We start from the raw sequence: 22,257 nt of genomic DNA, 5'->3' as shown, positions 1-22,257 counted from the left end.
TCAGCTCTTGTCGGCACCGCTGGTCAGGCCCTCGGTGAGCAGCCGCTCGGCGGCGAAGAACAGGAGTACCACAGGGATCGTCAGGACCACCGATCCCGCCATCAGCACGGTCTTCGGCACCTCGACGCCGTTGGACAGCTGGGCCAGGCCCAGCGGCACGGTCCACTTGCCCGGGTCCGCGGCGAGGAAGAGCAGGGCGAACAGGAACTCGTTCCACGCGATCATGAAGACGTACAGCCCGGTGGCCATGAGGGAGGGCAGGGCCAGGGGCAGGACCACCTTGCGGACGGTCTGCAGCCGGCTGCACCCGTCGAGCGCCGCCGCCTCCTCGATCGAGGAGGGGATGGTGACGAGGTAGTTCTTCAGCATGTAGATGGCCACCGGCACGGTCTGGGCGACGTAGACGACGGCGAGGCCGAACAGGCTGGAGGACAGGTGCAGTCTGGCGAAGACGACGAACAGCGGGACGGCCAGCAAGGTCGCCGGGAACAGGTAGACGGCGAGGAAGAGGGCGCTGACCTGACGGTGACCGAAGAACTTCAGCCGGCTGATCGCATAGGCACCGGGCACCGCGGCCAGCATGGTCAGGGCGACGGTGCCGAGCGAGACCAGCGCGGAGTTGAGCAGGAACTTCAGGAAGCCCTGGCCGCCGTCGTCGGTGGAGCGCAGTACGTCGCGGTAGGTGGAGAGGGTGAAGTCCTTCGCCGACACCCACAGGGAGCCCGGGTCGAGCAGCAGCGCGTCGATGGGCTTCAGCGACAGCAGCAGCATGTAGTAGAAGGGCACCACCGTGATCACGGCGAGGAACGCGATGACCACCCAGCGCGCGACGCCGAAGAATCTCTCCTCGAACTGAGCCCGGCTCATCACGACTCCTCCTGGACCTTGTTGCCGAAGAACTTGAAGTAGAGGCCCATCAGGATCATGAGCGAGACGGCCAGGACCAGGGCCTGGGCGGCCGCGGCGCCCACGTCGTAACGGGCGGTGAGGAAGTCGTAGACCCGCACGGCCGCGACGTCGGTGCCGGCGCCACCGCCGGTCAGCAGGTACACATCGTCGAACTTGTTGAAGGTCAGGATGAAGCGCAGGACGCACAGCAGCGCGATGACCGGCATCAGCTGGGGCAGCAGGATGTGGCGGAAGCGCTGGGTGGTGGTCGCGCCGTCCACGAGGGCGGCCTCCTCCAGCCCGCCGGGCACCGCCTGGAGCCGGGCCAGGATGAACAGGAAGGCGAAGGGGAAGTACCGCCAGGTCTCGAAGGCGATGACGGTCAGCAGGGCCAGGGGCACGTCGAAGTGCAGGCCGAGCAGGTGCACTTCGTAGGAACGGGTGGACAGGAAGGCGATCGGGTCGTCCCAGCCGAACAGCCGGTGACCCCAGTTGTTGACCACGCCGTACTGCGGGCTGAGCGCCACCTCCCAGACGAAGGAGACCGCGACGACGGGAGCGACGTACGGCAGCAGCATCGCCGCGCGCAGCAGACCACGGCCGCGGAACGGCCTGCGCAGGGCGAGCGCGGCGACCAGGCCGAGGGCGACGGAGCCGAACGTGGCGCCGGCCGTGTACAGCAGGGTGGTGGTCAGGCTGGACCAGAAACCGGCCGAGCCGAACACCTGGTCGAAGTTGTCCAGGGTCCAGTTGCCGAACAGGCCCATGCCCTGGATGTCGACCAGCTTGGCGTGCTGGAACGCCAGCAGGACGGTCCACAGGATGGGCAGGATCACCACCACGAGGACCACGACGAAGGTGGGTGAGACGAACGCGAGGCCGGCCCGGTTGGCGCGGCGGCTCGCCGTCATGGGGCGGCGGGCGCGTTCGGCGGGCCGGTCCGTGGACCTGCCGCCGGTGTGCCGGCGCTGTGGTGTGCCGGCTGGGGCTGTTGTCATGAGGGGACCTTTGCGACGTGCAGGAGGGCGGCTACTGGAGGGACTTCTGCAGGGCGGTGACCTCGTCGTCGGCCTCGCCGGCCGCCGCGGAGGGGGAGATCTGCCCGCTGGTCATGGCGCCGATCGCCTTCGGCACGGGCAGTTCGCCGTTGGTGGCGCCGACGAGCGCGCCCTCGCCCTGGGTGATGCCCCAGCGCCGCATGTCGCTGACGCCGGCGGCGAGCTGGTTGAGCAGGCTCGCGGGGTACACCTTGTCGAAGGGCTGCTTGGTGTCGACGCCGATGCTGCTGTGGCGCCAGGCCTCCAGGTAGCGTCCGGGTTGCGCGGCGGTGCCGGTCCGGACGGGGATCTTGCCCTCGGGCGCCATGCCGAACCAGGACTCGTAGCCGGTGCCCATCATGTACTCGATGAACTCGCGGGAGGCCGCCGTCTCGGCGGTCTTGGTGGTCACCCATGAGGTGATCTCGCCGAACTGGGCGGGCCGGGCGGCGTCGGGGCCCTTCATCGCGGTGACGATGCCGCTGTTGCGCGACAGGTAACGCGGGTCGTCCTTGCACTGCGGGCAGCTGGGCAGGGCGTCCTTGCGCAGGCCGGCGAGTTCGTCCAGGAGGAACGAGGACCAGAGGATCGAGGAGGACTGGCCCGCGAAGTAGGTGGCGCGGGTGGAGTCCACGGTCTGGGTGCCCGGGGCGCCATAGGTGCGGGCCAGTTCGTCGTAGGTCTTGAACGCGGTCCGGCACTGCGGCGATTCGAGGGCGACCTGGTGCCGGCCGTCGACGAGCTGGCAGTCGTCGGCGAGCGCGATGCTCTCGAAGCTCTGCGAGGTGAAGGCGTCTCCCGGGTCGGTGGCCACGGAGACGCCATAGTGCCCCTTGCCGGTCAGCGCCTTGGCGCCGGCGACCGCCCGGGCGTAGGTGTCCGGAGCCTTGAGGTGTTTCTCGTCGAACTGGTCCTTGCGGTAGACCAGCAACTGCAGCCAGGCGTCGGACGGCACGCCGAGGCTCCGGCCGCCGTCCGAGGTGAGCCTCAGCGCGTTGGCGTTGAAGGTCTGGCGGCCCAGCCCGTCGATGATCTGCCGGGGTATGTCGGTGTTGAGCAGGCCGTTGCTGTACATCTGCCAGACCTGGCCCATGGGCGCGGCGCCGATGACGTCGGGCAGCGAGCCCGAGGCGGCGGCCGACATGATCAGCTGGGGCATCTGGCCCTCGTCGACCCCGACGAGATGCACCTTGATGCCGGTCCTCTTCTCGAACCCCTTGACGATCCTCTGCGTCACGGCGACGCGATCAGGGAGGTTCTCCTGTGACCAGACCGTGATCTCCCGGTCGGGTCTGCCCGGCCCTGTACTGCTGGCGCAGCCAGTGAGCAGCCCCAGGCCCAAGGCCGCCGTGATGCCCACCGCGATCGTCTTCGATCGCCGGCTCATGGTGTGCATTGCATGTCCTTGCTACGACTTCCGTCTGTTGAAGACGCATCACAGCATCACTTTTGCTGGTTGACAAGACATAAGCTCGGGATATTGTCGACGCAACCGCACTCGCAACCCCTTCCGGAGCCATCCGTGGAACGCGTCGTCCAATTCACCGGCCCCCGTCAGGTGGAGGTAACCGAGCAGGCCGGAGCCGCTCTGCCGCCCGGCCACCTGAGGGTCCGCACCCGCTACTCGGGCATCTCGGCCGGTACCGAACTCACCGCCTACCGCGGAACCAACCCGTACCTGACGCGGACCTGGGACCCCGGGGCCCGGCTCTTCCGCGACGGCGCGGCCGGCATCCAGTACCCCGTGGCCGGCTGGGGCTACTCCGAGGTCGGGGAGGTCGTCGAGGTCGCCCCCGACCTGACCGGGACCCCGGACCTGCCGCAGGCGGGCGACCTGGTGTGGGGCATCTGGGGCCACCGCAGCGAGGGCATCGTCCCCGCCGAGCGCATGATCGGTCACACCCTGCCCGCCGGACTGGAGCCGCTCGCCGGCGCCTTCGCCCGGGTCGGTGCCATCGCCTACAACGCCGTCCTGGCCGGCGACATCCACCTCGGCGAGGACGTCGCCGTCTTCGGCCAGGGCGTCATAGGACTGCTCACCACCCGCCTGGCCCAGCTCAACGGCGCCCGCGTCACCGCCGTCGACACCCTCGACGGCCGCCTCAAGACGGCCGAGCGCTACGGAGCCCGGCACACCCTCAACGCCCGCACCGACGAGGTCGCCGAACGCATCCGGGAAGCCACCGGGGGCCTCGGCGCCGACCTCGCCATCGAGATCAGCGGCGCCTACCCCGCCCTGCACACCGCGCTGCGGTCGGTCGCCGTCGGCGGCCGGGTGGTGGCCTCCGGCTTCTACCAGGGCGACGGCATCGGCCTGCGCCTCGGCGACGAGTTCCACCACAACCGCGTGCAGCTCATCTGCTCCCAGATCGGCGGCGTCCCGCCGCAGCTGTCCCACCGCTGGACCGTGGAGCGCCTCCAGCAGACCTTCCTGCGGCTGGTCGCCGAGGGCCAGGTGGACGTCACCTCCCTGGTCAGCCATGTCGTCCCGGTCGCCGACGCCGCCGATGCCTACGTGCTGCTCGACGAGCGCCCCGCCGAGGCGCTGCAGGTCGTGCTGGAATTCTGAACGCTTCGAAAGGCCCCTCATGCTCAAGACCGCGGCGCAGGAACAACTCCTGCCCGGAGACACCCTGCAGGCCAAGTGGGAGTTCGCCCAGGAGGCGGGCTACGACGCCATCGAACTGCGCGGCAAGGGCGACTTCCACTTCGCCTCCCGTCTCGACGAACTGAAGAAGGCCCGCAAGGACGGCGTGGTCATGCCCACCGTGTGCGTCGACATGCTGCACTTCCTCGGCGCCTTCGACGCGGACCTGCGCCGCGACGCCGTCGACCAGATGAAGTCGCAGCTCACCGTGATAGCGGAGATCGGCGGCCGGGGCGCCCAGACCCCGGCCTCGTACGGCATGTTCTCCCGCCGCCTGCCGCCCTTCGAACCCCCGCGCACCGAGGAGGAGGACCGCGAGGTCCTGCTCAGCGGCCTGACCGAACTCGGGGAACACGCCCGCAAGGAAGGTGTGACGCTCTTCCTGGAACCGCTGAACCGGTACGAGGACCACATGGTCAACCGGCTGGAGCAGGCCGCCGACCTGATCCGCGCCACCGGCCTGGACTCGATCAGGATCGGCATCGACAGCTACCACATGAACATCGAGGAGAGCGACCCCGCGGCGGCGATCCTCGCCCACGCCGACGTCATCGGCCACGCCCAGGTCTCCGACTCCAACCGCTTCCAGCCCGGAGCCGGCCACCTCGACTGGTCCGCCTGGCTCGGCGCCCTGCACACCATCGGGTACGACGGCCACCTCGCCCTCGAATGCCGGCTGACCGGCGACCCCGTCGAAGCCGTCCGGTCCGTCCCCGCGTTCCTCAAGAGGTCCGGCGCGTGAAGTCCCTCCTGGACCGACCCGCGCCCACCGCCACCGCAGACCTGACCCTGCGGCGCGGTGCGGCGCGGGTCCTCATCGACAACTGGACCGGCGCCTCGACCGTTCCTTCCCGCACCCTCTACCCCCACCAGTGGAGCTGGGACTCCGCCTTCATCGCCATCGGGCTGCGCCACCTCTCGGTCCGCCGCGCCCAGCAGGAGCTGGAGTCGCTGCTGTCCGCCCAGTGGGCCGACGGACGCATACCCCACATCGTCTTCAACCCCGCCGTACCGGACGACGCCTACTTCCCGAGCCCCGACTTCTGGCGCTCCTCCACCGCCGGCCGGCCGGCGGGCGCGCCGGCGTCACCCGAGACGTCCGGCATCGTCCAGCCACCGGTGCACGCCCTGGCGGCCTGGCTCGTGCACCGCGCCGACCCAGCGGAGTCCCGCCGGCGCGGCTTCCTCACCCGGGTCCGCCCCCGCCTCGCCGCCTGGCACGACTACCTCCTGGGCCACCGTGACCTCGGCGGTGGCGGACTGGCCGCCGTGGTCCACCCCTGGGAACCGGGCATGGACAACAGCCCCTGCTGGGACGGGGCGCTGCGACGCGTGGAACCGGCCGCTCCGGACGCCTTCCGCCGCGCCGACCTCAACCACGGCCATCCCGCCGACAGACCCACCGACCTGGACTACGGCCGCTACGTCCGCCTGGTCACCGACTACCGCGACGCCGGCTACGACGACCGCGCCGCCCGGCACGCCTTCGCGGTGGAAGACCCGTGCTTCAACGCCCTGTTGATCGTCAGCGAACGGGCTCTCGCGGCCATGGCACGGGAGACCGGCGCGGACGCCTCGGCGCACTCCGCCCGCGCCGACGCCCTCACCCGCCACCTGGTGACCCGGCTGTGGGACGACAACGCGGGCCTGTTCCGCGTCCGCGACCTGGCCACCGACACCCTGGTCGGAGAAGACTCCGTCACCGGCCTGGTACCGCTCCTGGCCCCCCACCTGCCGCCGCACGTCGTCAGCCGCCTCGTCGACACACTCACCGGGCCGCGCTTCGACGCACCGGCCACCCAACTGCTCCCGAGCTACGACCTGACCGGCCACGCCTTCGACGCCCAGCGATACTGGCGCGGCCCCGCCTGGTTCAACACCGCCTGGCTGATCCACCGTGGTCTGCGCACGCACGGCCGGGAGCAGGACGCCGAACGGCTGCGGCGGGGATTCCTCAGCGAGGCGGGACGGTCCGACTTCGCCGAGTACGTCGACCCGACCACCGGTGCGGCCCGTGGCGCCCGGCACTTCTCGTGGACCGCCGCGCTCACGCTCGACCTGCTGTGCGCCGACCCCAAGGAGCCCACCCCATGACCTCGGCCGACACCCTCGTCCAACTCGTGCGGGACGCCACCTTCGCCCGTGTCGACACCGCCGGGGCCATCCACGGCAGCCGCGGCACCGCACCCGACGGACTGTTCCTGCGCGACGGCCGCCACCTCAGCCGCTGGCACCTGACCGTCGACGGCACCGAACCCGTCGCCCTGGTGCCCGCCGACGCCACGACGGACGACACGGCCGTCTGCGTCCTGACCCCGAGAGGCACCCGGGACAACCCGCCCGCCTACACCGTCTTCCGCGAACAGACCCTCGGCGCCGGTGAGCTCACCGAACACCTGCGCCTGGTCAGCAACCGTCCCGAGCCGGTCACCGCCCGCGTGGAGATCACCGCTGACGCCGACTTCGCCGACCTGTTCGAACTACGCGCGGACGACCGCCACTACGCCAAGCCCGGTGCCCGCCGCGAGACCCGCGCCACCGACGACGGAGTGGTCTTCGACTACCACCGCGCCGACTGGCACTCCCGGACCATCGTCGTCAGCCACCCGGCCCCCACCGGTCACGACACCGTCCCGGACCTGCCCACCGCCCGCACGCTACGGTGGGACCTGCCACTCGCCGCGCACGGCGAGGCCGAACTGCGGGTGACCGTCCGCGCCCTGCCGCACGCACTGCCGGCCGGGGCTCCCGCCGTCGCGCGGCCGCAGCGTGGGACGACGGCGTCGGCCGACGACCTGACCCGCACCTGCGAGCGCGGCTTGGCCGACGTGGACCTGCTGACCATCGCGGTCACCGGCCTGGACGGAGAGGAGGTCGCCGTCCCCGCCGCCGGCATCCCGTGGTTCCTCACCCTCTTCGGCCGCGATTCACTGCTGACGTCGTACTTCCTGCTGTCCGAGCGGCCCGGGACGGCAGCCGCCACCCTGAGCGCCCTCGCGGCGACCCAGGGCCGTCACCACGACCCCGTCAGCGGCGAACAGCCCGGACGCATCGTCCACGAGACACGCCACGGCGAACTCGCGTACTTCCGGCAGATCCCCTACGGCCGCTACTACGGCGCCGTCGACGCCACTCCGCTCTTCCTCGTCCTGCTCCACGCCCACTACGAGACAACCGGCGACCCGGCCCTGGCCGTACGACTGGAACGGCACGCCCGAAGGGCCGTCGACTGGATGTTCACCGACGGCGGCCTGGACGAGCACGGCTACCTCGTCTACCGGCCCGACCCGAACGGTCTGGTCAACCAGAACTGGAAGGACTCGGCGGGTGCCATCTGCTTCACCGACGGCACCCAGGCCCTGGGACCCGTCGCCGTCTCGGAAGCCCAGGGTTACGCCTACGACGCCCTGATCCGCACCGCGGAACTGGCCGCCGCGGTCTGGCAGGACCCCTCCTACGCGGACCGCCTGCGCCAAGCCGCCGCGGGCCTGCGCACCCGCTTCGCCACCGACTTCTGGATGCCGGACACCGACTTCCCCGCGCTGGCACTGGACGGCCGGGGACGCCAGGTCGACGCCCTCGCCTCCGACGCCGGCCACCTCCTGTGGTCGGGAATCCTCGATCCGGCACGGGCCCGCCGGGTCGGACAGCGGCTGCTGGAGCCGGACTTCTTCTCCGGCTGGGCGATCCGGACGCTCGCCGCGGGCCAGAAGTCCTACCACCCGCTGTCGTACCACCGCGGCAGCGCCTGGCCGCACGACAACGCGGTCATCGTACTGGGCCTGGCCCGGTACGGACTGGCCGATCACGTCCGCACAGTCGTGGACGGCCTGGTGGCGGCGGCCGCCGCCCACGGCTACCGTCTGCCCGAGGTACTGGCCGGCTACGACCGTACGGCCACGGTCCGCCCGGTGCCCTACCCCCACTCGTGTTCCCCACAGGCCTGGGCCGCGGCGACCCCGCTCGCCCTGCGAACGGCACTACGAATGCTGTGAAGCCGGCAACTCCCCCCGGACGCCTGCCGCCCCGTGTGACGGCCGAGCCTGGGTGGCATGGGCAAGCCGATGTCCGGCCCCCGGCGGCGAGAGGTGGGCACACTCGCGTCGACCTCTGCGGTGGTGCACTTCGCCGGCGTCCGCGAGAGCCTTCGCCACGATGCCCCGCCACCCGCCGAGCGCCGGGGCCCCGGCGGTTCAGCAGGCGCACCGACTTGCGACAGCCGCTGTCCCGGGCGGCGCCGCCCGCGGCACAACGCCCCAGGGCCGGGCGCAGCGGGAGCTGAGCGGGTGGGGGTGCGGCCGGCGGTGCGACTCCGCCATCGCGGTCGGCTACTGCGGTTCAAGGTCTGCCCGGTGCTCGGCGTCTGCCGATGATCCGCAGCCGCGCACCGGGGGAGCAAGGCCAGATCGGTCGAGGCGATCACGCTCGGGACCGAGTTGTGCACGATCCGGCACTGACGCCGTCTGTGATCGCTGCCGCACGCCACGTCTCCCTCAGTTGTCTCCAACGGATCCTCCAGCAACAAGCCCAGGGCGAGACAGTCGCCGCCTGGATCCGTGCTCGACGGCTGGAGGGCGCCCGCGGTGACCTGGCCGACCCCTCCCTGCGCGGTACGCCCATCTACGCCATAGCGGCACGCTGGGGCTTCCTCCGCGCTGACCTCCTCCACGCTCAACCCCGGCTTCACCCGCGGGTGCTATTCCCCCACTGTCCATGTCGGATCAGGCCAGACTCTGATCGCGGACGCGCGGCTTCGCCTCAACGGCGTTGACGAGTGGTGGAGCGCCTCCTGAGCGACCGTTCCGGCAGGATCTGGCTGCGGTGGGCACCAGCGCGGTCAGGTCCGTTGCGTGCGGCCGGACGTGGCCGCCGACCGACTCGACCTGGTCGTAACCGCCATCCGGCCCTCGCATCAGATGCGCCTCGCCATACCGCTGGTCGATGAGGAGTTGCTCCTCGTCGGCCCGCGGTCCTTGGCCCTCAACGCCCTCCACCTCGCGGTACGCCGCGGCGCGCCGGCCAACCCGGCTGGGCGGAGGCGGCGCCGCATCTACGTCATGGCGTGAGGGAGGTCAGGGTGCCCCCTTCGACCTTCAGGGCCGCGCCGGTGGTCGCCGAGGCACGGTCGGAACTGGTGAACAGGATCAGATCGGCGACCTCGGACGGCTGGATGAGCCGCTGGATCAGCGATGTCGGCCGGAACCGGGCGATGAACTCGCGCTGTGCGGCGTCGAAGGTCTCCGCCTCGGGGATGAGGGCGGTGATGTACTCCTCGATGCCTTCGGTGTGCGTGGGGCCCGGAAGCACCGAGTTGACGGTGACGCCGGTGCCGGCGGCGGCCTTGGCCAGGCCGCTGGCCACCGCCAGCAGGGCGGTCTTGGTCATGCCGTAGTGGACCATGTCGAGCGGTGTGTCGATGGCCGTCTCACTGGAGACGAAAACGATGCGGCCGAACCCGCGCTCCATCATCCCGGGCATGTACTGGCGCGCGAGCCGGACGCCGCTGAGGACGTTGACCTCGAAGAAGCGACGCCATTCCTCGTCCTGGATCTCCAGGACCGGGGTGGAGGCGAAGATGCCGGTGTTGTTCACCAGGACGTCAACCTCCGGCACCGCCTCCAGCAGTGCCTGTGCGCCCTCCGCGGTGGAGACGTCGGCGGCGACGGTGACGATGTCCGCGCCCGGCACCCGGAGGCGGATACCGTCGGCGGCCGCCTTGAGCCGGGCTTCGTCGCGCCCGTTGAGGACGGTGCGGGCCCCCGCCCGGGCGAAGGCTTCCGCGGTGGCCAGGCCGATCCCCAGCGTCGAGCCGGTGACCAGGGCGGTACGGCCGGCGAAGTCGATCTGCATGAGTCTTCCCTTGGGTGAAGCGGCGCCCGGACTGGCGCGCTTGGCGACGCATCCGATGAGACGGATCGTTCTCTCCGAGAATGAGACGGAACGTTCTCTCCTGTCAAGCACTTGCTGGAGAGAACGATCCGTCTCATAATGAGGGCGGTTCATTCCCGCTCACGCGACAGGAGGCTCCAGGTGCGACGACCGGCCGAGGAGACGCGACGGCACATCCTGGACGTAGCGGGCGACCTGTTCTACTCCCGCGGCGTCCGCGCCGTCGGCATGGACCTGGTGATCGGCACGGCAGGCGTCGCCAACGCGACGCTGTACCGCCAGTTCGCCAACAAGGACGAGCTGGTCACCGCCTACCTGGTCAACCGGAACGAGCACTGGTGGCAGCGCCTCCGCGAGGCGGCGGCAGCAGCACCCAGCCCCCGCGCCCGCATCAAAGCCCTGTTCGACCTCACCCGGCAGGACATGGCAGAGCCCGGCTACCGCGGCTGCGCCACACTGAACATCACCAGCGAGTTCCCCGACGCGGACCATCCCGCCCACGCCGCAGCCGTCGCCCACAAGACCGAGGTGCAGACCTGGCTCAGCGAACAGCTCCGCGCAGCAGGCGACGCGAACCCCGACGACACCGCCGGCAAGCTCCTGGTCATCCTCGACGGTGCCCAGGTCCTCGCGGCTGCGATGGCGACCGACACCCCAGGTGACCACATGATCCAGCTGGCGGAACAGCTCCTCGACGCGCGGCTGCCCGCACCTCTGTGACCGGATGACGACGGTCACTATCCCGGTGATGTGGGAGTGCCGTCTCGTCGTCGGCGGCCGCGACCGTCGATGACGGCCAGGCCCGGCTCCGCCACGTGCACGTCGCTGATCGGCTTCATGCCAGGCACCACGCGTCGCACCGCCCGAAGTTCTTCCCTCCTGGCGTGTTCACCCGACCGAGCAGGGCTGCCTCGCGGCGACGACGAAAGCGATGCGGCACCCGGGAAGGCCCCGAGAACTCGTAGGCACGCGGGAATGTTCGCCGGGCGGGGTGGTTGAACGACTCGTGATGGTGAAGGGAACAGTGTCCCCGGGCCTCATCCATTGCATGCGAGGACGATCGTTCGGCTGAAGCCTCGCATTGCCTTTCGCCGCGTAGGCGACCGCCCTTAACGATCACACCGCTTTGCGGGTTCGCCCCGGCCAGCACGTTGGCCGGGGCGCTCTCGTTTCAGTCCGATGTCCCACCCCGTCGGACCGGTTCGAGGGAAACGGAAGTTCGCGACCCGGCGTCTGATCTCCGCGAGAAGGTCGTCGGGTATGTGTGCCTACCGAAGTCCGGGGTCGAGTACCGGGACCCCTCGCGCAGCCGGGGTGCATACCACGCGTCGTGCCTCCCGACCGCCGCCGAGACGTTCAGCTGAAGTGGATGTCGCTGAGGTCGATGGAGACCATGACCTGATCGAGGACGGGATGGCCGTCGGCGTCGCGGCGGTAGGCCCGGCGCTTGGTGGGCAGGACGATGCCGTCCGCTTCCACGCAGTCGTAGACGTACTGAGCGGCCGGGAATCCGCCTGCGATGTCGACGTGATAGTCCTGTCGGCGCAGCAGCCGGTCGGGGCCGAAGTAGAAGTCCTGGTGGGTGCTGTGGCTGGCGATGTCGGGTGGGAACGTGGCGCGCAGTCCTCGCCAGAGTTCGTCTCCTTCCCGCCAGGGCTCGATCTCGGTGACCGTGAAGCCGGGCATGGCCAGCAGGAACGGCGTGGTGAGGTAGGTCCACAGGGCGTAGCCGTTGAAGTAGGCGCGGTCCAGCGGGTCCCAGGGCGTTTCCAGTGTGTGGCCGCTGAAGGATGCCCGCGGGTCCTCGCGAGCAGCCACCACTCGCCCGTCGAGCTTGTCGACGCTCACCCGTCCGGGCGTGAAGTCGGTTTTCTGGTCAGGAGCGCCGAAGGGCCTGACCGAGGCGTGCTCCTCGTGGAGTAGCACGGTCATTTCACGGGGTTCGGGATCCTGCGGCAGGCCCTTGGCGGCGAACAGGTGCCCTCCGCTGACAAGGGTGGCGCGCGCCTGGGCCAGGGAACGCCAGCGTGTGTTTCCGCCGTGGGCTTCGATCGCCGATGTGTTGTTCACGGCCGAGCGAGCGCGATGCGTCGTTCCGGCCGACTGCCCGGAGGCTGAAAGCCTGCGGTTCGGACGTATCCGTTGGAGTCCGCACATCCGCCTTGAGCTATTTCGATGCGGCGAGCGCTATTCGGGCTGAGCCGCCGCCACGGCTCAGGTGCACACCGAACGCGGATGTCGCCAGGCCCAGTACGGCGGCCAGGCCCCAGACGACCCGGAAGTCGTGAAGGGAGGCGGCACCGACGTGCGAGCCGACCACAGCGACCAGGACCGCGACGCCGACCGAGGTCGAGATCTGACGGACGGAGTTGACCAGCGCCGACCCGGTCGCCGCACGGTGCCCCGGAACGGCGTGCACACCGGCGGCCACCAGCGTGCCCAGGGCCAGACCGACGCCCGCACCGGTCAGCAACTGGCTGGGCAGCATCCCCCGCCAATAGTCCGGCGTGACGGAGGCGAAGCACGCGAACCACACCATGCCGCCGGCGAACAGCAAGCCGCCCGCGGCGACCAGCGGACCGTGTCCGAAGCGCTGCGCGGCGCGGGCGGTCAGGAGGGTCACGACCGGCACGAGGGCGGGGCCGGGGACGAGAGCGACACCGGTGCGCAGCGCGCTCCAGTGCCAGACGTCCTGGCACCACAGCACGTTGGACAGCAGCATGATCGCGAAGGCGACGCCGAAGACGAGGCTGCCCGCGTTCGCCGCTCCGAAGCGCGGCAGCCGCAGCAGGTCCAGTTCGAACAGCGGGTGGGGGTGTCGCAGGGACCTGAGGATGAATGCGGCGCCGCCGATCACGGCAACGGCCAGGAGCAGTACGGTCCCGCCGCTCGTCCAGCCCCAGTCGGGTGCCTGCACCAGCGCGCCGGACAGTGCTGTGACCGCAGAGATGAGCAGCAGGGCGCCGAGGAGGTCGGGCAGCGGCCCCGTCTCTCGCGTGGCCGGCTTCGGCAGGACCGATCGGCCGGCGGCGAGCGCCGCGATCCCGATGGGCAGGTTGACGGCGAAAACCCACCTCCAGTCCACCGCGGTCAGGAGTCCGCCGGCGACGGGCCCGGCGGCCGCGGCGAGTCCGCCGACCGCGGCCCAGTTGCGGGTGGCGTGGGTGCGGCGCTCGGCCGGCACCGTCGCCAGCAGCAGTGCCAGGGACGTCGGGATCTGGGCGGACGCTCCGACGGCCTGCACCACGCGGGTCACGACGAGGGTTTCCAGGTTCGGGGCCAGGGCGCAGCCCAATGACGCGAGGGTGAAGACGGCGATTCCGGTGAGGAAGACCGGCCGCTGGCCTATGCGGTCACCGGCACGCCCGGCAACGACCAGCAGAGCGGCGAAGGTGATCGCGTAGGCGTTGAGGACCCAGGACAGCGAACCGAGGCTCACGCCCCCGCCGCCCTCGGAGAAGGTCTCTCCCATGGCTGGAAGCGCGACGTTGACGATCAACAGATCGAGATTGGTCATGAAGACGGCCACCAGGACGACCGCGCCGGCCACGCCCGGCCGCTTTGAAAATCGAAGCATCTCAGTCATGTGGCAAGCCAAACACAGGTGAGTTTGGAAATCAAACCAGCCAGAGAGACAATGGGGTGGTGACCACGCGCATAGATCCCCAGGACATGACCGGACGCCCCTGCTCACTCGCCGCCGCCCTGCAGGTCATCGGTGACCGATGGGCTCTGCCGGCGATCCGCGAGGTCATGCTCGGCAACCATCGGTTCCGGCAGATCGCCAGGAACACCGGAGCCCCCTCAGACCGCCTGGCGGCACGCCTGAAGGCGCTGGTGGAGAGCGGTGTCCTCGAACGGCGCCCGCTGCCGGACGACGCACGCCACAACGGTTACTACCTGACGGAAGCGGGGCGCGATCTGGGGGGCATCACCCGTGAGCTCATCGGCTGGGGCGACCGCTGGGCCGTCACCACGCCGCCCAGCCGACTCCTCCACCGCGACCACGAACTCGTCACCCAGACGGTCTGCGAGACCTGCGGTGAGCGGGTCCATGGCGAGGACATCCACCGGGAGGAGCTCACCCCCGGCTGGGACCAGTCCGGCCCGGTGCAGTACGCGACGGCGAGCACATCTCATGAAGCCAGTCAGAGCTGAGCGCACTTCGGCCATCGGTGCGGTGCAGTGAGGGGCGATGACCGGATGGCGGTCAGCACTCCAGCAGGCGTAAGGCGTTTCACCGTGTTCTCAGCAGCAATCGGCCTCGCCCGGAAATCCTGAGCTCAACACTGGCCGAACTGCACGTGCGCAGGACTGCTTTCACCGCTTCCTCACGCCCGGTGGCCCGGTCGGTCGACGCACGCCGAAGCCTGCCGCGAGTTCCCGAGGCCGTCGCACGACCCACTCCATGATCCCCACGTGCCGGAATTTCGGTGGGCGGTCTCGTCTTCGGCCCATACCGTGCGACGTAGAACCAAGGAGGATGAGCTGGTGCGCCCAGTGCTGTTGGTGGATGTGGACGGACCGCTCAATCCGTATGCCGCAAAGCCGCACCGCCGGCCCGAGGGCTATCAGACGCACCGCCTGCTGACGCCTCGCTGGGAGGCCGCCGAGCGGCGGCGGCTGACGGAGTGGGGGCTGCCGAACGCGCCCGTGAAGCCGCTGCGGGTGTGGCTCAACCCGGATCACGGCCCGGCGCTGGATGCCCTTCCCTTCGACCTGGTGTGGGCGACGACGTGGGAGGAGGAAGCCAACGTTTTCATTGCGCCAGTTCTGGGGTTGCCCGAGCTGCCCTTCATTCCCTGGACCTCGCCGCGGACCCAGCCCGGCGGCGGTGTGTTCTGGAAGACGCCGGAGATCGTCGCGTGGGCGAAAGGCCGTGCGTTCGCTTGGATCGACGACGAGATCACACAGGCCGATCGTGCCTGGGTGGAGGAACACCACGACGGTCCCGCCCTACTGCACCGGATCGACCCCCGATGCGGCCTCGCCATCGATGACTTCGCCGCACTGACGGCATGGGCGACCGGCCTGGACTGACTTCACCGCCGGTCGGTAGCCGCCCCCGACGCCGTTCCGCACGAACATTGCGGGACGGCACAAGTAGCCGAGGGCGTCATGCGCGGTGATCAGTTCGTGGTTCTCCGTGGGGATGGCCGCCGGCGTGCGGGCGACCTCCTGGGCGTTGGCGACGTCCTCCCACGCATGCGGGTCCATGCCGCCGTGGACGTGCCTGCCGATGACGGCCTGGGGCAGCAGCCAGACCTCGTCGCCGCGCGAGCCGACGAACGCGTAGGGCTTCTCCTTCGGCACGGCCTCCTTCGCCCGGTCGAGGACGTTGAGGACGACCTTGTCGGCGCCGTGCTGCGGGCGCGCGCCGCTCTTGGCGTTGTCGGCACCGTGCTGGGTGCGCGCGCCGCTCTTGGCGTCGTCCGCGCGGACGTAGACCTTGCCGCTCTCGGGTTGAGGGTGACGTCGACATGCCCGCCGTCGGGCGAGGTCGCCCGGGAAGTGCCGAGTCGTTACCGTCCTGCCCTCCCTCCCGCAGCCGGGGAGAGCCCCGCCGCCCCCGCCCACGCGCGTGGCCGTCAGCCGGCTGCCAGCACCTCGACACCGAGCGTCCTGACCTGCTCGACGACCGTGTCGTGGGGGCCGGCATCGGTGATCAGACCGCTGACCTTCTCCCACGGCAGGACGCGGAACCGCGAGGCCGTACCGATCTTCTCCGACGAGGCGAGAATGTAGGTCTCCGCGGCCCGGGCGGCCAGGGCGCGTTTCATCGCGGCCTCCTCGGCGTCACCGGTGGTCAGACCGGCTTCGGGGTGGACGCCGGTGACGCCGAGGAAGCAGAGGTCGGCGGAGACGTTCTGTGCCGCCTCGACGGCCGCCGCACCGCAGGCGACCGCCGAGTGTTTGAAGAGGCGGCCACCGAGCAGGAAGAGTTCCGCCAGCGGATGGTCGAGCAGTGCCGCGGCGATCGTCGGACTGTGAGTGATCACGGTGCATGCAAGATCGTGCGGAAGTGCGCGCGCGACGGCGAGCGCGGTGGTGCCGCCGTCGAGGATCAGCGCACCGCCCGGCCGCAGCAGCCCGGCAGCGACCGCGGCGACCTTCCGCTTGCCGTCCGGAGCCACGGACTGCCGGGCGGCGTAGTCCGCAATGGCCGGCGAAACAGGCAGCGCCCCGCCATAGACGCGCTGGCACAGGCCTTCGGCGGCGAGGTCGCGCAGGTCGCGCCGCACACTGTCCTCGGAGATGCCCAGCCGGGCGGCGACATCCTTGGCGACGATCTTGCCCTCGCGGGCGAGCAGACCGAGCAGGTGGTCGCGACGTTCAGCAGCCAGCATGCACACTCTCTCCTGTTCTTGCACGTTTCTGCATGTAGTGTAGCCGTCATGACCGACAAGCCGATGCTGATCCTCATAGCCGGGCCCTACCGCTCCGGCACCGACGGCGACCCGCAGGCCATGGCCGCGAACCTGGCCCGCCTCGAAGCCGCCGCCTGGCCCGTGTTCGCCGCCGGGCACCTCCCGGTGATCGGGGAGTGGATCGCCCTGCCCGTGCTGCACTCCGCCGGCGCGGGCCCCACGGACCCGCTGGCCGACCAGGTGCTCTACCCGACCGCCGACCGTTTGCTCGCCCACTGCGACGCCGTGCTCCGACTCCCCGGCGACTCCACCGGCGCCGACCAGGACGTCGCCATCGCCCGCCGCCGCGGCCTGCCCGTCTACCACCACGTCGACGAGATCCCGCACCGCACCCCGCAGGAGGCCGCGTGACCGCCCGCCCCGGCATCGACATCCCCGACCACCGTGGCCGCACCGGCCTCGACCAGGCCGGACGCGGCCTGGACCGCAACCCCGACGTCGTGGTCCGCGACATCGAGCTGACCTCCCAGGGCTGGCACGTCCTGCGCCGCACCACGTTCGACTACCGCCGCCGCGACGGACGTTGGCAGACCCAGCAGCGCGAGACCTACGACCGCGGCAACGGAGCCGTCGTCCTGCCCTACGACACCGGACGCGGTTGCGTCCTGCTCACCGGCCAGTTCCGCTACCCCGCCTACGTCAACGACCACCCCGACGGCATGCTCATCGAGGCGGCCGCGGGACTGCTCGACGCGGAAGACCCGCCCGCCGCCGTCCGCCGGGAGAGCGCCGAGGAACTCGGCGTCACCCTCGGCCCGCTCACCCACGTCCTCGACGCCTACATGAGCCCCGGCTCCGTCACCGAACGCCTCCACTTCTTCGCCGCCCCCTACACCCCGGCCGACCGGACCGGAACCGGCGGCGGGCTGGAGGAGGACGGCGAGGACATCGAGGTCCTCGAACTGCCCTTCGCCGACGCCCTCGCCATGACCCGCGACGGACGCATCGTCGACGGCAAGACCATCCTGCTCCTGCAATGGGCGGCACTCCACGGACCATTCGCTCCCACGGGGCGGGGGTGACGGTCTGTCCCCCGCCGCGGCGGGCGGCCACCACGCACCGGTGCTGTTCGGGGGACCCCTCACCCCACTGGGCCGGCCTGGTTGTCACGGTCGTCACCGTGCCCGTCTCCCTCGGCCATGTGCGGCTGCGCCGCTTCGTCCTGGCCTGAGGACGGGATGCGATTCCGGCCGCCCGTCCTGCCGCTCCGCCGCGGGCTGGAGGGAGTGCCGCCGGTGGATGCCGGGGATGCCATCGGCGTCCGCGTCGAGATCCTCCTCCGCGGACAGGCGCCGGTGGACCGCGTTGCTGCGGCGCGGCAGCAGACCGGCGAGCGTGGCCGAGACGACGGAAGCGACGAGGACGGCGGCTGCGCCCCGGTCGCCGGTGGCTGGACCAGGGAAGGCAAGCTCACGGATCAGCAGAGCGACCGTGAAACCGGTGCGAAGACATCGGTCCAGGCCGGCTCCGGATTGAGCTGGGCGCGGGTGAGAAGGGCTGCCGAGTACGTGCCGAGGGAGACGCCGAGGGCCGTCAGATGCCGACCGGACTTCCCGCGAAACACCCCGCGTGATGTGCTGACGCGTCGGGCGCACCCACCCGCCCGATTCCTCCGCGAGCCCACCCAGGGTGTTGACCACGGCCTCCCTGTGGGTGGCCCTCACATGCTGGTTGTACGTGGTGGCACCACGGCGACCGGGCAGTCGGTGTGCCGGAGCACGGTCTGTGTCACGCCGTTGAGGGGCGGTCGGAGGGGCCCGTGCCGTCGAGGGGAGCCCAGGACGAGGAGGTCGGCCGTGGCGGCGTGAGCGAGCAGTACGTCGACGGCGGGGCCCTCGGCGACGACACAATGGACCGGCACGCCGGGATGCTCGCGTTCCGCGTCGCGCAGGGCGTCGTCGAGCAAGGCGGCTGCCCGCTCCTCGTGTTCGTGTGCGGGGCTCCCGACGAGCAGTGGATGTGCTGGGGGCCTGTGCGCGGGACGGTGCCAGGCACGTACGACGTGCAGCGGGCAGTGTCGGGCCTCGGCCTCTCGGAAGGCGAAGCGGACCACCACGGTGCTGCCGGCGGTGTCGCCCACGCCCACGACGATGGGCCGGTCACCCGGCGGGTTCCTCGGGATGCCGCGCACGACGACCACTGGGCAGGGCGCGCGCATCACCAGGGAACGGCTGACCGAGCCCAGCAGCGCACCGGCGATCGGTCCTCTGCCCCGGCAGCCTGTCACCACGGCGGTGGCGCGTCGGGCCTCCCGCAGAAGGGCTGCCTGGGCGTCCTCGGGAACGATCTCGCCTGCGATCTTCACACCCGGGTGATTTTCCCGGGCCCGGTCCGTGGCATGGTTGAGGATCTCCTGGACGAGCCGGTGTTCGAAAGCGGCCTCTGCGGAGTGAGTGAAGGCGGCGGGTCCCTCATAGCGTTCCCACAGGGAGGCGTGCACGAGGCGCAGTGGCAAGCGGTGCAGGGCCGCCTGGCCCACGGCCCAGTCGATCGCGCACAGGCTGCTTTCTGATCCGTCGACGCCCACGACTACAGGCAGCGTCATTGCGTCCACCGCCTAGCTTGCGCCCTTATGTACCCCTGTCGATACTTTACAAGCCTTTTAGTGTCTCTTGTGGATTATTTTGGATTGATCGGGTCGTGCAGGGATGCACAGGGGAACGCATTCCGGCCCGGGCGTCATGCGTCAGGCGGTTGCCCGGCGCCGTGCCGATGGACCGGCGGATCGGGGTCGGTCGCGCGAGCCTTCTCGGCGGGAGAAGAGTCGGGAGCCGGACCGGAGCCGGACCAGGGACGGTCATCTTCGGGGCCGGACGGGATGGGACGGGCCACGCTCAGCCCGACCGAAACGGCGAGGACGACGACGATGACGACAAGGCTGAGGAGTGAGGGGATCTCCGGGACGGCGGTGCTGATGGTCTTGTGGGACGCCTGCAGGACGAGCTTGACACCGATGAAGGCGAGGATGAGCGCCAGGCCCTTGCTGAGGTAGTGGAAGCGATCCAGCAGACCGGCGAGCATGAAGTACAAGGCGCGCAGGCCGAGGATGGCGAAGGCGTTGCTGGTGTAGACGATGAAGGCGTCACTGCTGACGGCCAGCACGGCGGGCACGCTGTCGACGGCGAAGACCAGGTCGGCGGCCTCGATCGCGGCGACGACGGCGAGCAGCGGCGTGGCGACGCGTTTCCCGGCCTCCTTCACGAAGAAGTGCGTCCCCGCGTACTCGTCGCGCACGGGGACGATCTTGCGAAGGAGCTTCACGGCGATGCTCTGGCCGGGGTCGAAACTGTCGTCCTCCTCGTGGAGGATCTTGTACGTGCTGTAGAAGAGGATCGCCGCGAAGACGAACAGGACGGCTGTGAAGCGGCTGACCACGGCCACACCGGCCGCCAGGAAGATGCCGCGGAAGACGAGGGCACCGAGGACGCCGAGAAACAGTACGCGGTGCTGGTAGGCGCGCGGCACCTTGAAGTAGCCGAAGATCAGCGCGAAGACGAAGAGGTTGTCGACCGACAGGCTCTTCTCCAAGAGCCACGCGGTCGTGTACTCGACTCCGGCGGCCGTGCCGACCACCACGAACACCAGGGCGCCGAAGGCAAGAGCCAAGCCCACCCAGACGCCGCTCCAGGCGGCGGCCTCCCGGAAACGGATGACGTGTTCCCGCCGGTGCGCGAGGAGATCGACCGTCAGCGACGCCAGCACGGTGACGGCGAAGACCATCCACAACCACAGCGGTACGTCATGCACGACTCGGACCTCTCCAGCGCGGTCGATCGGCAGTCTTCTTACGAGTGTGCTGCATGAGACGGAAGTTGTCCCTCCGGTCCGTGATCGGACACTGAGCGGCGGGGGCCCGACCTCCCCGAGGTGCGCGGGCTCGACGCACACGGATGAGGCCAGAGTGCCGTCCGGGGCGCCGGCCGGACACACGGTGGTGTGGACGGACCGGAACAACGAGATTGCCGCCGACCCCTTGACCGCCGAGCAGACCAGGCTGCACGCGATCTCCGGCGGCGTGATGGCCGCGTCCGGTGCGAGTGGTGTGGTGTCGGCTACTGCCTGGGCGGTGCGGCAGGGGCTGGAGCGGCACCGTACGGCCCGGTGGGCCTCGGAGCGGGAGCAGATGAATACGCAGAAGGGACCGAAGGCAGGCTGACCCTGTGGAAGGCACTCCACTCGCGTGGGCAGCTGCGGGCGGTAACGGTGCTTGACCCGCACTTCCGCCGGGCCAGATGCCGTGCGGCGCGTACCCGGTTCGGCGCCCCCTGTCTCGACCGCAACATCCGCTGTCTCGCCGATGACGGGCGCATCGTCATGATCGGGGGCGACGTGTCCCCGGCCAGGCTGGACGTCGCGGCATTGATGGCGCGACGCTGGAGGGTGTCGGTGACCACGCTGCGCGCCCGCGGTCACGAGCAGAAGGCGAACATCGTCCGTGCCGTACGGGCGAAGGTGTGGCCCATGGTGGAGACGGGACTCATCCGCCCCGTCGTCGACAGCGTCGTGCCGATCACGGACGCTACCCGGGCCCACCGGATCCTCGAAGAGGGACGCGCGGTGGGCAAAGTGGTCATGACCGTCTGACCTCGCGAGGCCGTCGCCTCGGGACCCGACAGGTGACGGGAGCGGATTCGTGCGGACGTCGCGAGCACAGGGAAGCCCTGGGAAGGAAGGCAGCGACCGTCATGTACCGCTGGTCACTCGCCGGGAGCGGAGGGCATGCGGCGCTGGGCGCCGGACGCGGAAGTCCCCACACGCAGCGCGACCCTCTTCACCTCGGGATCGGCATCTGCCTTCCGCACACTTGCTGCGAGCATCCGTTTCTGCCTGAAGTGCTCACGCAGCGCGGACCGTAGAAGGCGGTCGAACTGCGAGCCACGGGCGGCCTCCAGGGCCCGCAGCTCGCGTGTGCTGACCATGCCCGGCATCTCGTGACCCGCGTGGGGGTTGTCGTCGGGTATGCCGACGTCCGCCAACAGGGCCCGCAGAGCGACGAGTTCGGTGCGATGGCCCTCAGCGACGTCGGCCGCCCAGTCCAGCAGGCCCTTGTCGGCGGTCCGGCCCCGTGTCAGCCGCAGGATGTGGTGCGCCTGGTCGTCCATGGCGATCATCAGCTGGATCCAGCCGATGTCCGTGGCGTTGAGGCCGCCGTTCGCGGTGGCGGTGCCGCTCTGGTTCTCCCCGCCACCGTGAGCGGAGGCGTGCGGTGCGGCGGTCGTCGTCGCGCTCGCGGGCGGAGCGGACGGTTGCGGCGAGCCGGCGCATCCCGGCACGGTCAGGGCGCACAGCAGAGCCGCGGCAAGCAAAGTCGCCTTCGGTGCGCCGGCCGCGGCATCCGCCATGTCTGCTCCTTGACCTCGTCATTGTG

The 22,257-nt window shown here is 70.3% G+C and carries 24 protein-coding genes and 1 pseudogene; 14 read left to right on the top strand and 11 right to left on the bottom strand.

The genetic code is table 11. The features are described from left to right. Genes C3492_RS10205 through C3492_RS10195 form a run of 3 tightly spaced genes read right to left on the bottom strand, consistent with a single transcriptional unit; the run spans nt 1 to nt 3,321 of the window. The gene (locus tag C3492_RS10205; RefSeq protein ID WP_103811404.1) at nt 1-867 is read right to left on the bottom strand and encodes a carbohydrate ABC transporter permease; all 867 of its coding nucleotides are present in this window, start codon (nt 865-867) and stop codon (nt 1-3) included. Then, nucleotides 867-1,886 carry a carbohydrate ABC transporter permease gene (locus tag C3492_RS10200; protein WP_103811403.1) on the bottom strand — a complete coding sequence of 340 codons (1,020 nt, stop codon included), beginning with the start codon at nt 1,884-1,886 and terminating at the stop codon, nt 867-869. The genes C3492_RS10205 and C3492_RS10200 overlap by 1 nt, the downstream gene beginning before the upstream one ends. 31 nt (nt 1,887-1,917) lie before the next feature. Further along, nucleotides 1,918-3,321 (bottom strand): ABC transporter substrate-binding protein, encoded by a 1,404-nt coding sequence (locus C3492_RS10195; protein WP_103811402.1) that lies wholly within the window; start codon nt 3,319-3,321, stop codon nt 1,918-1,920. A 126-nt stretch (nt 3,322-3,447) separates the two neighbouring features. Between C3492_RS10195 and C3492_RS10190 the strand changes: the two genes are divergently transcribed. The 6 genes and pseudogenes from C3492_RS10190 to C3492_RS44545 all read left to right on the top strand — a co-directional run bounded on the left by C3492_RS10190 (nt 3,448) and on the right by C3492_RS44545 (nt 9,638). Beyond that, nucleotides 3,448-4,494, top strand: coding sequence for a zinc-binding alcohol dehydrogenase (locus tag C3492_RS10190; RefSeq protein ID WP_103811401.1), 1,047 nt, complete (start codon nt 3,448-3,450; stop codon nt 4,492-4,494). Nucleotides 4,495-4,513: 19 nt separating this feature from the next. Then, on the top strand, nt 4,514-5,314 hold the full coding sequence (locus C3492_RS10185) for a sugar phosphate isomerase/epimerase family protein (protein ID WP_103811400.1): 801 nt from the start codon (nt 4,514-4,516) through the stop codon (nt 5,312-5,314). Next, nucleotides 5,311-6,666: a trehalase family glycosidase gene (locus tag C3492_RS10180; protein ID WP_103811399.1), complete on the top strand. Its 1,356-nt coding sequence runs from the start codon at nt 5,311-5,313 to the stop codon at nt 6,664-6,666. The genes C3492_RS10185 and C3492_RS10180 overlap by 4 nt, the downstream gene beginning before the upstream one ends. Further along, nucleotides 6,663-8,567 carry a glycogen debranching N-terminal domain-containing protein gene (locus tag C3492_RS10175; protein WP_103811398.1) on the top strand — a complete coding sequence of 635 codons (1,905 nt, stop codon included), beginning with the start codon at nt 6,663-6,665 and terminating at the stop codon, nt 8,565-8,567. Before C3492_RS10180 ends, C3492_RS10175 begins: the two co-directional genes overlap by 4 nt. Before the next feature lie 443 nt (nt 8,568-9,010). Further along, nucleotides 9,011-9,229 (top strand): annotated as a pseudogene (locus C3492_RS45555) (helix-turn-helix domain-containing protein); the annotation flags it as partial. 193 nt (nt 9,230-9,422) lie between these two features. Further along, on the top strand, nt 9,423-9,638 hold the full coding sequence (locus tag C3492_RS44545; protein WP_181140298.1) for a hypothetical protein: 216 nt from the start codon (nt 9,423-9,425) through the stop codon (nt 9,636-9,638). Here the strand turns inward: C3492_RS44545 and C3492_RS10160 are convergent. Further along, nucleotides 9,628-10,422 carry an SDR family NAD(P)-dependent oxidoreductase gene (locus C3492_RS10160; protein WP_103811396.1) on the bottom strand — a complete coding sequence of 265 codons (795 nt, stop codon included), beginning with the start codon at nt 10,420-10,422 and terminating at the stop codon, nt 9,628-9,630. The genes C3492_RS44545 and C3492_RS10160 overlap by 11 nt on opposite strands. A gap of 180 nt (nt 10,423-10,602) precedes the next feature. On the opposite strand from C3492_RS10160, the gene C3492_RS10155 reads away from it, so the two are divergent. Then, nucleotides 10,603-11,181, top strand: coding sequence for a TetR/AcrR family transcriptional regulator (locus C3492_RS10155; protein ID WP_219822064.1), 579 nt, complete (start codon nt 10,603-10,605; stop codon nt 11,179-11,181). A 636-nt stretch (nt 11,182-11,817) separates the two neighbouring features. Here the strand turns inward: C3492_RS10155 and C3492_RS10150 are convergent. Continuing rightward, nucleotides 11,818-12,393: a hypothetical protein gene (locus tag C3492_RS10150; RefSeq protein WP_258055594.1), complete on the bottom strand. Its 576-nt coding sequence runs from the start codon at nt 12,391-12,393 to the stop codon at nt 11,818-11,820. A gap of 235 nt (nt 12,394-12,628) precedes the next feature. Next, on the bottom strand, nt 12,629-14,047 hold the full coding sequence (locus C3492_RS10145) for an MFS transporter (protein ID WP_103811393.1): 1,419 nt from the start codon (nt 14,045-14,047) through the stop codon (nt 12,629-12,631). A 59-nt stretch (nt 14,048-14,106) separates the two neighbouring features. On the opposite strand from C3492_RS10145, the gene C3492_RS10140 reads away from it, so the two are divergent. After that, nucleotides 14,107-14,619: a helix-turn-helix domain-containing protein gene (locus C3492_RS10140; protein ID WP_258055593.1), complete on the top strand. Its 513-nt coding sequence runs from the start codon at nt 14,107-14,109 to the stop codon at nt 14,617-14,619. A gap of 330 nt (nt 14,620-14,949) precedes the next feature. Further along, nucleotides 14,950-15,501, top strand: coding sequence for a hypothetical protein (locus C3492_RS10135; RefSeq protein ID WP_103811558.1), 552 nt, complete (start codon nt 14,950-14,952; stop codon nt 15,499-15,501). Here C3492_RS10135 and C3492_RS44150 read toward each other — a convergent pair. Continuing rightward, complete coding sequence (locus tag C3492_RS44150) at nt 15,418-15,774, bottom strand: hypothetical protein (protein ID WP_146075667.1); 357 nt, start codon at nt 15,772-15,774, stop codon at nt 15,418-15,420. The two genes, C3492_RS10135 and C3492_RS44150, sit on opposite strands and share 84 nt — an antisense overlap. Nucleotides 15,775-16,049: 275 nt before the next feature. Beyond that, nucleotides 16,050-16,808, bottom strand: a complete 759-nt coding sequence (locus C3492_RS10125) for a DeoR/GlpR family DNA-binding transcription regulator (RefSeq protein ID WP_103811390.1) — start codon at nt 16,806-16,808, stop codon at nt 16,050-16,052. Nucleotides 16,809-16,856: 48 nt separating this feature from the next. Here C3492_RS10125 and C3492_RS10120 point away from each other — a divergent pair, with 48 nt between their 5' ends. Genes C3492_RS10120 through C3492_RS44540 form a run of 3 tightly spaced genes read left to right on the top strand, consistent with a single transcriptional unit; the run spans nt 16,857 to nt 18,060 of the window. After that, the gene (locus C3492_RS10120) at nt 16,857-17,240 is read left to right on the top strand and encodes a DUF4406 domain-containing protein (protein ID WP_181140297.1); all 384 of its coding nucleotides are present in this window, start codon (nt 16,857-16,859) and stop codon (nt 17,238-17,240) included. Next, nucleotides 17,237-17,911 (top strand): NUDIX domain-containing protein, encoded by a 675-nt coding sequence (locus tag C3492_RS10115; RefSeq protein WP_103811389.1) that lies wholly within the window; start codon nt 17,237-17,239, stop codon nt 17,909-17,911. Before C3492_RS10120 ends, C3492_RS10115 begins: the two co-directional genes overlap by 4 nt. Then, a complete protein-coding gene (locus tag C3492_RS44540; RefSeq protein WP_181140296.1) occupies nt 17,908-18,060 on the top strand; it encodes a hypothetical protein in 153 nt (50 codons plus the stop codon). The genes C3492_RS10115 and C3492_RS44540 overlap by 4 nt, the downstream gene beginning before the upstream one ends. A gap of 489 nt (nt 18,061-18,549) precedes the next feature. On the opposite strand, the gene C3492_RS10110 is transcribed toward C3492_RS44540, so the two are convergent. Next, on the bottom strand, nt 18,550-19,434 hold the full coding sequence (locus C3492_RS10110) for a universal stress protein (RefSeq protein WP_103811388.1): 885 nt from the start codon (nt 19,432-19,434) through the stop codon (nt 18,550-18,552). A 134-nt stretch (nt 19,435-19,568) separates the two neighbouring features. Continuing rightward, nucleotides 19,569-20,636, bottom strand: coding sequence for a TerC family protein (locus C3492_RS10105; RefSeq protein WP_103811387.1), 1,068 nt, complete (start codon nt 20,634-20,636; stop codon nt 19,569-19,571). A gap of 154 nt (nt 20,637-20,790) precedes the next feature. Between C3492_RS10105 and C3492_RS10100 the strand changes: the two genes are divergently transcribed. Both C3492_RS10100 and C3492_RS10095 read left to right on the top strand, forming a co-directional pair. Further along, nucleotides 20,791-21,045, top strand: a complete 255-nt coding sequence (locus C3492_RS10100; protein WP_103811386.1) for a hypothetical protein — start codon at nt 20,791-20,793, stop codon at nt 21,043-21,045. After that, nucleotides 20,991-21,473 (top strand): zinc-binding dehydrogenase, encoded by a 483-nt coding sequence (locus C3492_RS10095; protein ID WP_308461135.1) that lies wholly within the window; start codon nt 20,991-20,993, stop codon nt 21,471-21,473. Before C3492_RS10100 ends, C3492_RS10095 begins: the two co-directional genes overlap by 55 nt. Nucleotides 21,474-21,586: 113 nt before the next feature. Here the strand turns inward: C3492_RS10095 and C3492_RS10090 are convergent, their stop codons facing one another. Further along, nucleotides 21,587-22,231 carry a DUF305 domain-containing protein gene (locus C3492_RS10090; protein ID WP_103811384.1) on the bottom strand — a complete coding sequence of 215 codons (645 nt, stop codon included), beginning with the start codon at nt 22,229-22,231 and terminating at the stop codon, nt 21,587-21,589. Nucleotides 22,232-22,257: the final 26 nt, after the last annotated feature.

Source organism: Streptomyces sp. Ru62 (assembly GCF_002920615.1).
Classification (GTDB): domain Bacteria; phylum Actinomycetota; class Actinomycetes; order Streptomycetales; family Streptomycetaceae; genus Streptomyces.
The sequence above is the reverse complement of the archived record's forward strand: the minus strand, read 5'-3'. Positions and strand labels throughout refer to the sequence as shown.

Excerpts from the sequence above, each read along its gene's own strand:
- C3492_RS10110 (WP_103811388.1), bottom strand. The coding sequence starts at position 19,434 with ATGACGCTGCCTGTAGTCGTGGGCGTCGACGGATCAGAAAGCAGCCTG.
- C3492_RS10125 (WP_103811390.1), bottom strand. The coding sequence starts at position 16,808 with ATGCTGGCTGCTGAACGTCGCGACCACCTGCTCGGTCTGCTCGCCCGC.
- C3492_RS10195 (WP_103811402.1), bottom strand. The coding sequence starts at position 3,321 with ATGCACACCATGAGCCGGCGATCGAAGACGATCGCGGTGGGCATCACG.
- C3492_RS10185 (WP_103811400.1), top strand. The coding sequence starts at position 4,514 with ATGCTCAAGACCGCGGCGCAGGAACAACTCCTGCCCGGAGACACCCTG.
- C3492_RS10090 (WP_103811384.1), bottom strand. The coding sequence starts at position 22,231 with ATGGCGGATGCCGCGGCCGGCGCACCGAAGGCGACTTTGCTTGCCGCG.
- C3492_RS10205 (WP_103811404.1), bottom strand. The coding sequence starts at position 867 with ATGAGCCGGGCTCAGTTCGAGGAGAGATTCTTCGGCGTCGCGCGCTGG.
- C3492_RS10160 (WP_103811396.1), bottom strand. The coding sequence starts at position 10,422 with ATGCAGATCGACTTCGCCGGCCGTACCGCCCTGGTCACCGGCTCGACG.
- C3492_RS10200 (WP_103811403.1), bottom strand. The coding sequence starts at position 1,886 with ATGACAACAGCCCCAGCCGGCACACCACAGCGCCGGCACACCGGCGGC.
- C3492_RS10145 (WP_103811393.1), bottom strand. The coding sequence starts at position 14,047 with ATGACTGAGATGCTTCGATTTTCAAAGCGGCCGGGCGTGGCCGGCGCG.
- C3492_RS10175 (WP_103811398.1), top strand. The coding sequence starts at position 6,663 with ATGACCTCGGCCGACACCCTCGTCCAACTCGTGCGGGACGCCACCTTC.
- C3492_RS10120 (WP_181140297.1), top strand. The coding sequence starts at position 16,857 with ATGACCGACAAGCCGATGCTGATCCTCATAGCCGGGCCCTACCGCTCC.
- C3492_RS10150 (WP_258055594.1), bottom strand. The coding sequence starts at position 12,393 with ATGACCGTGCTACTCCACGAGGAGCACGCCTCGGTCAGGCCCTTCGGC.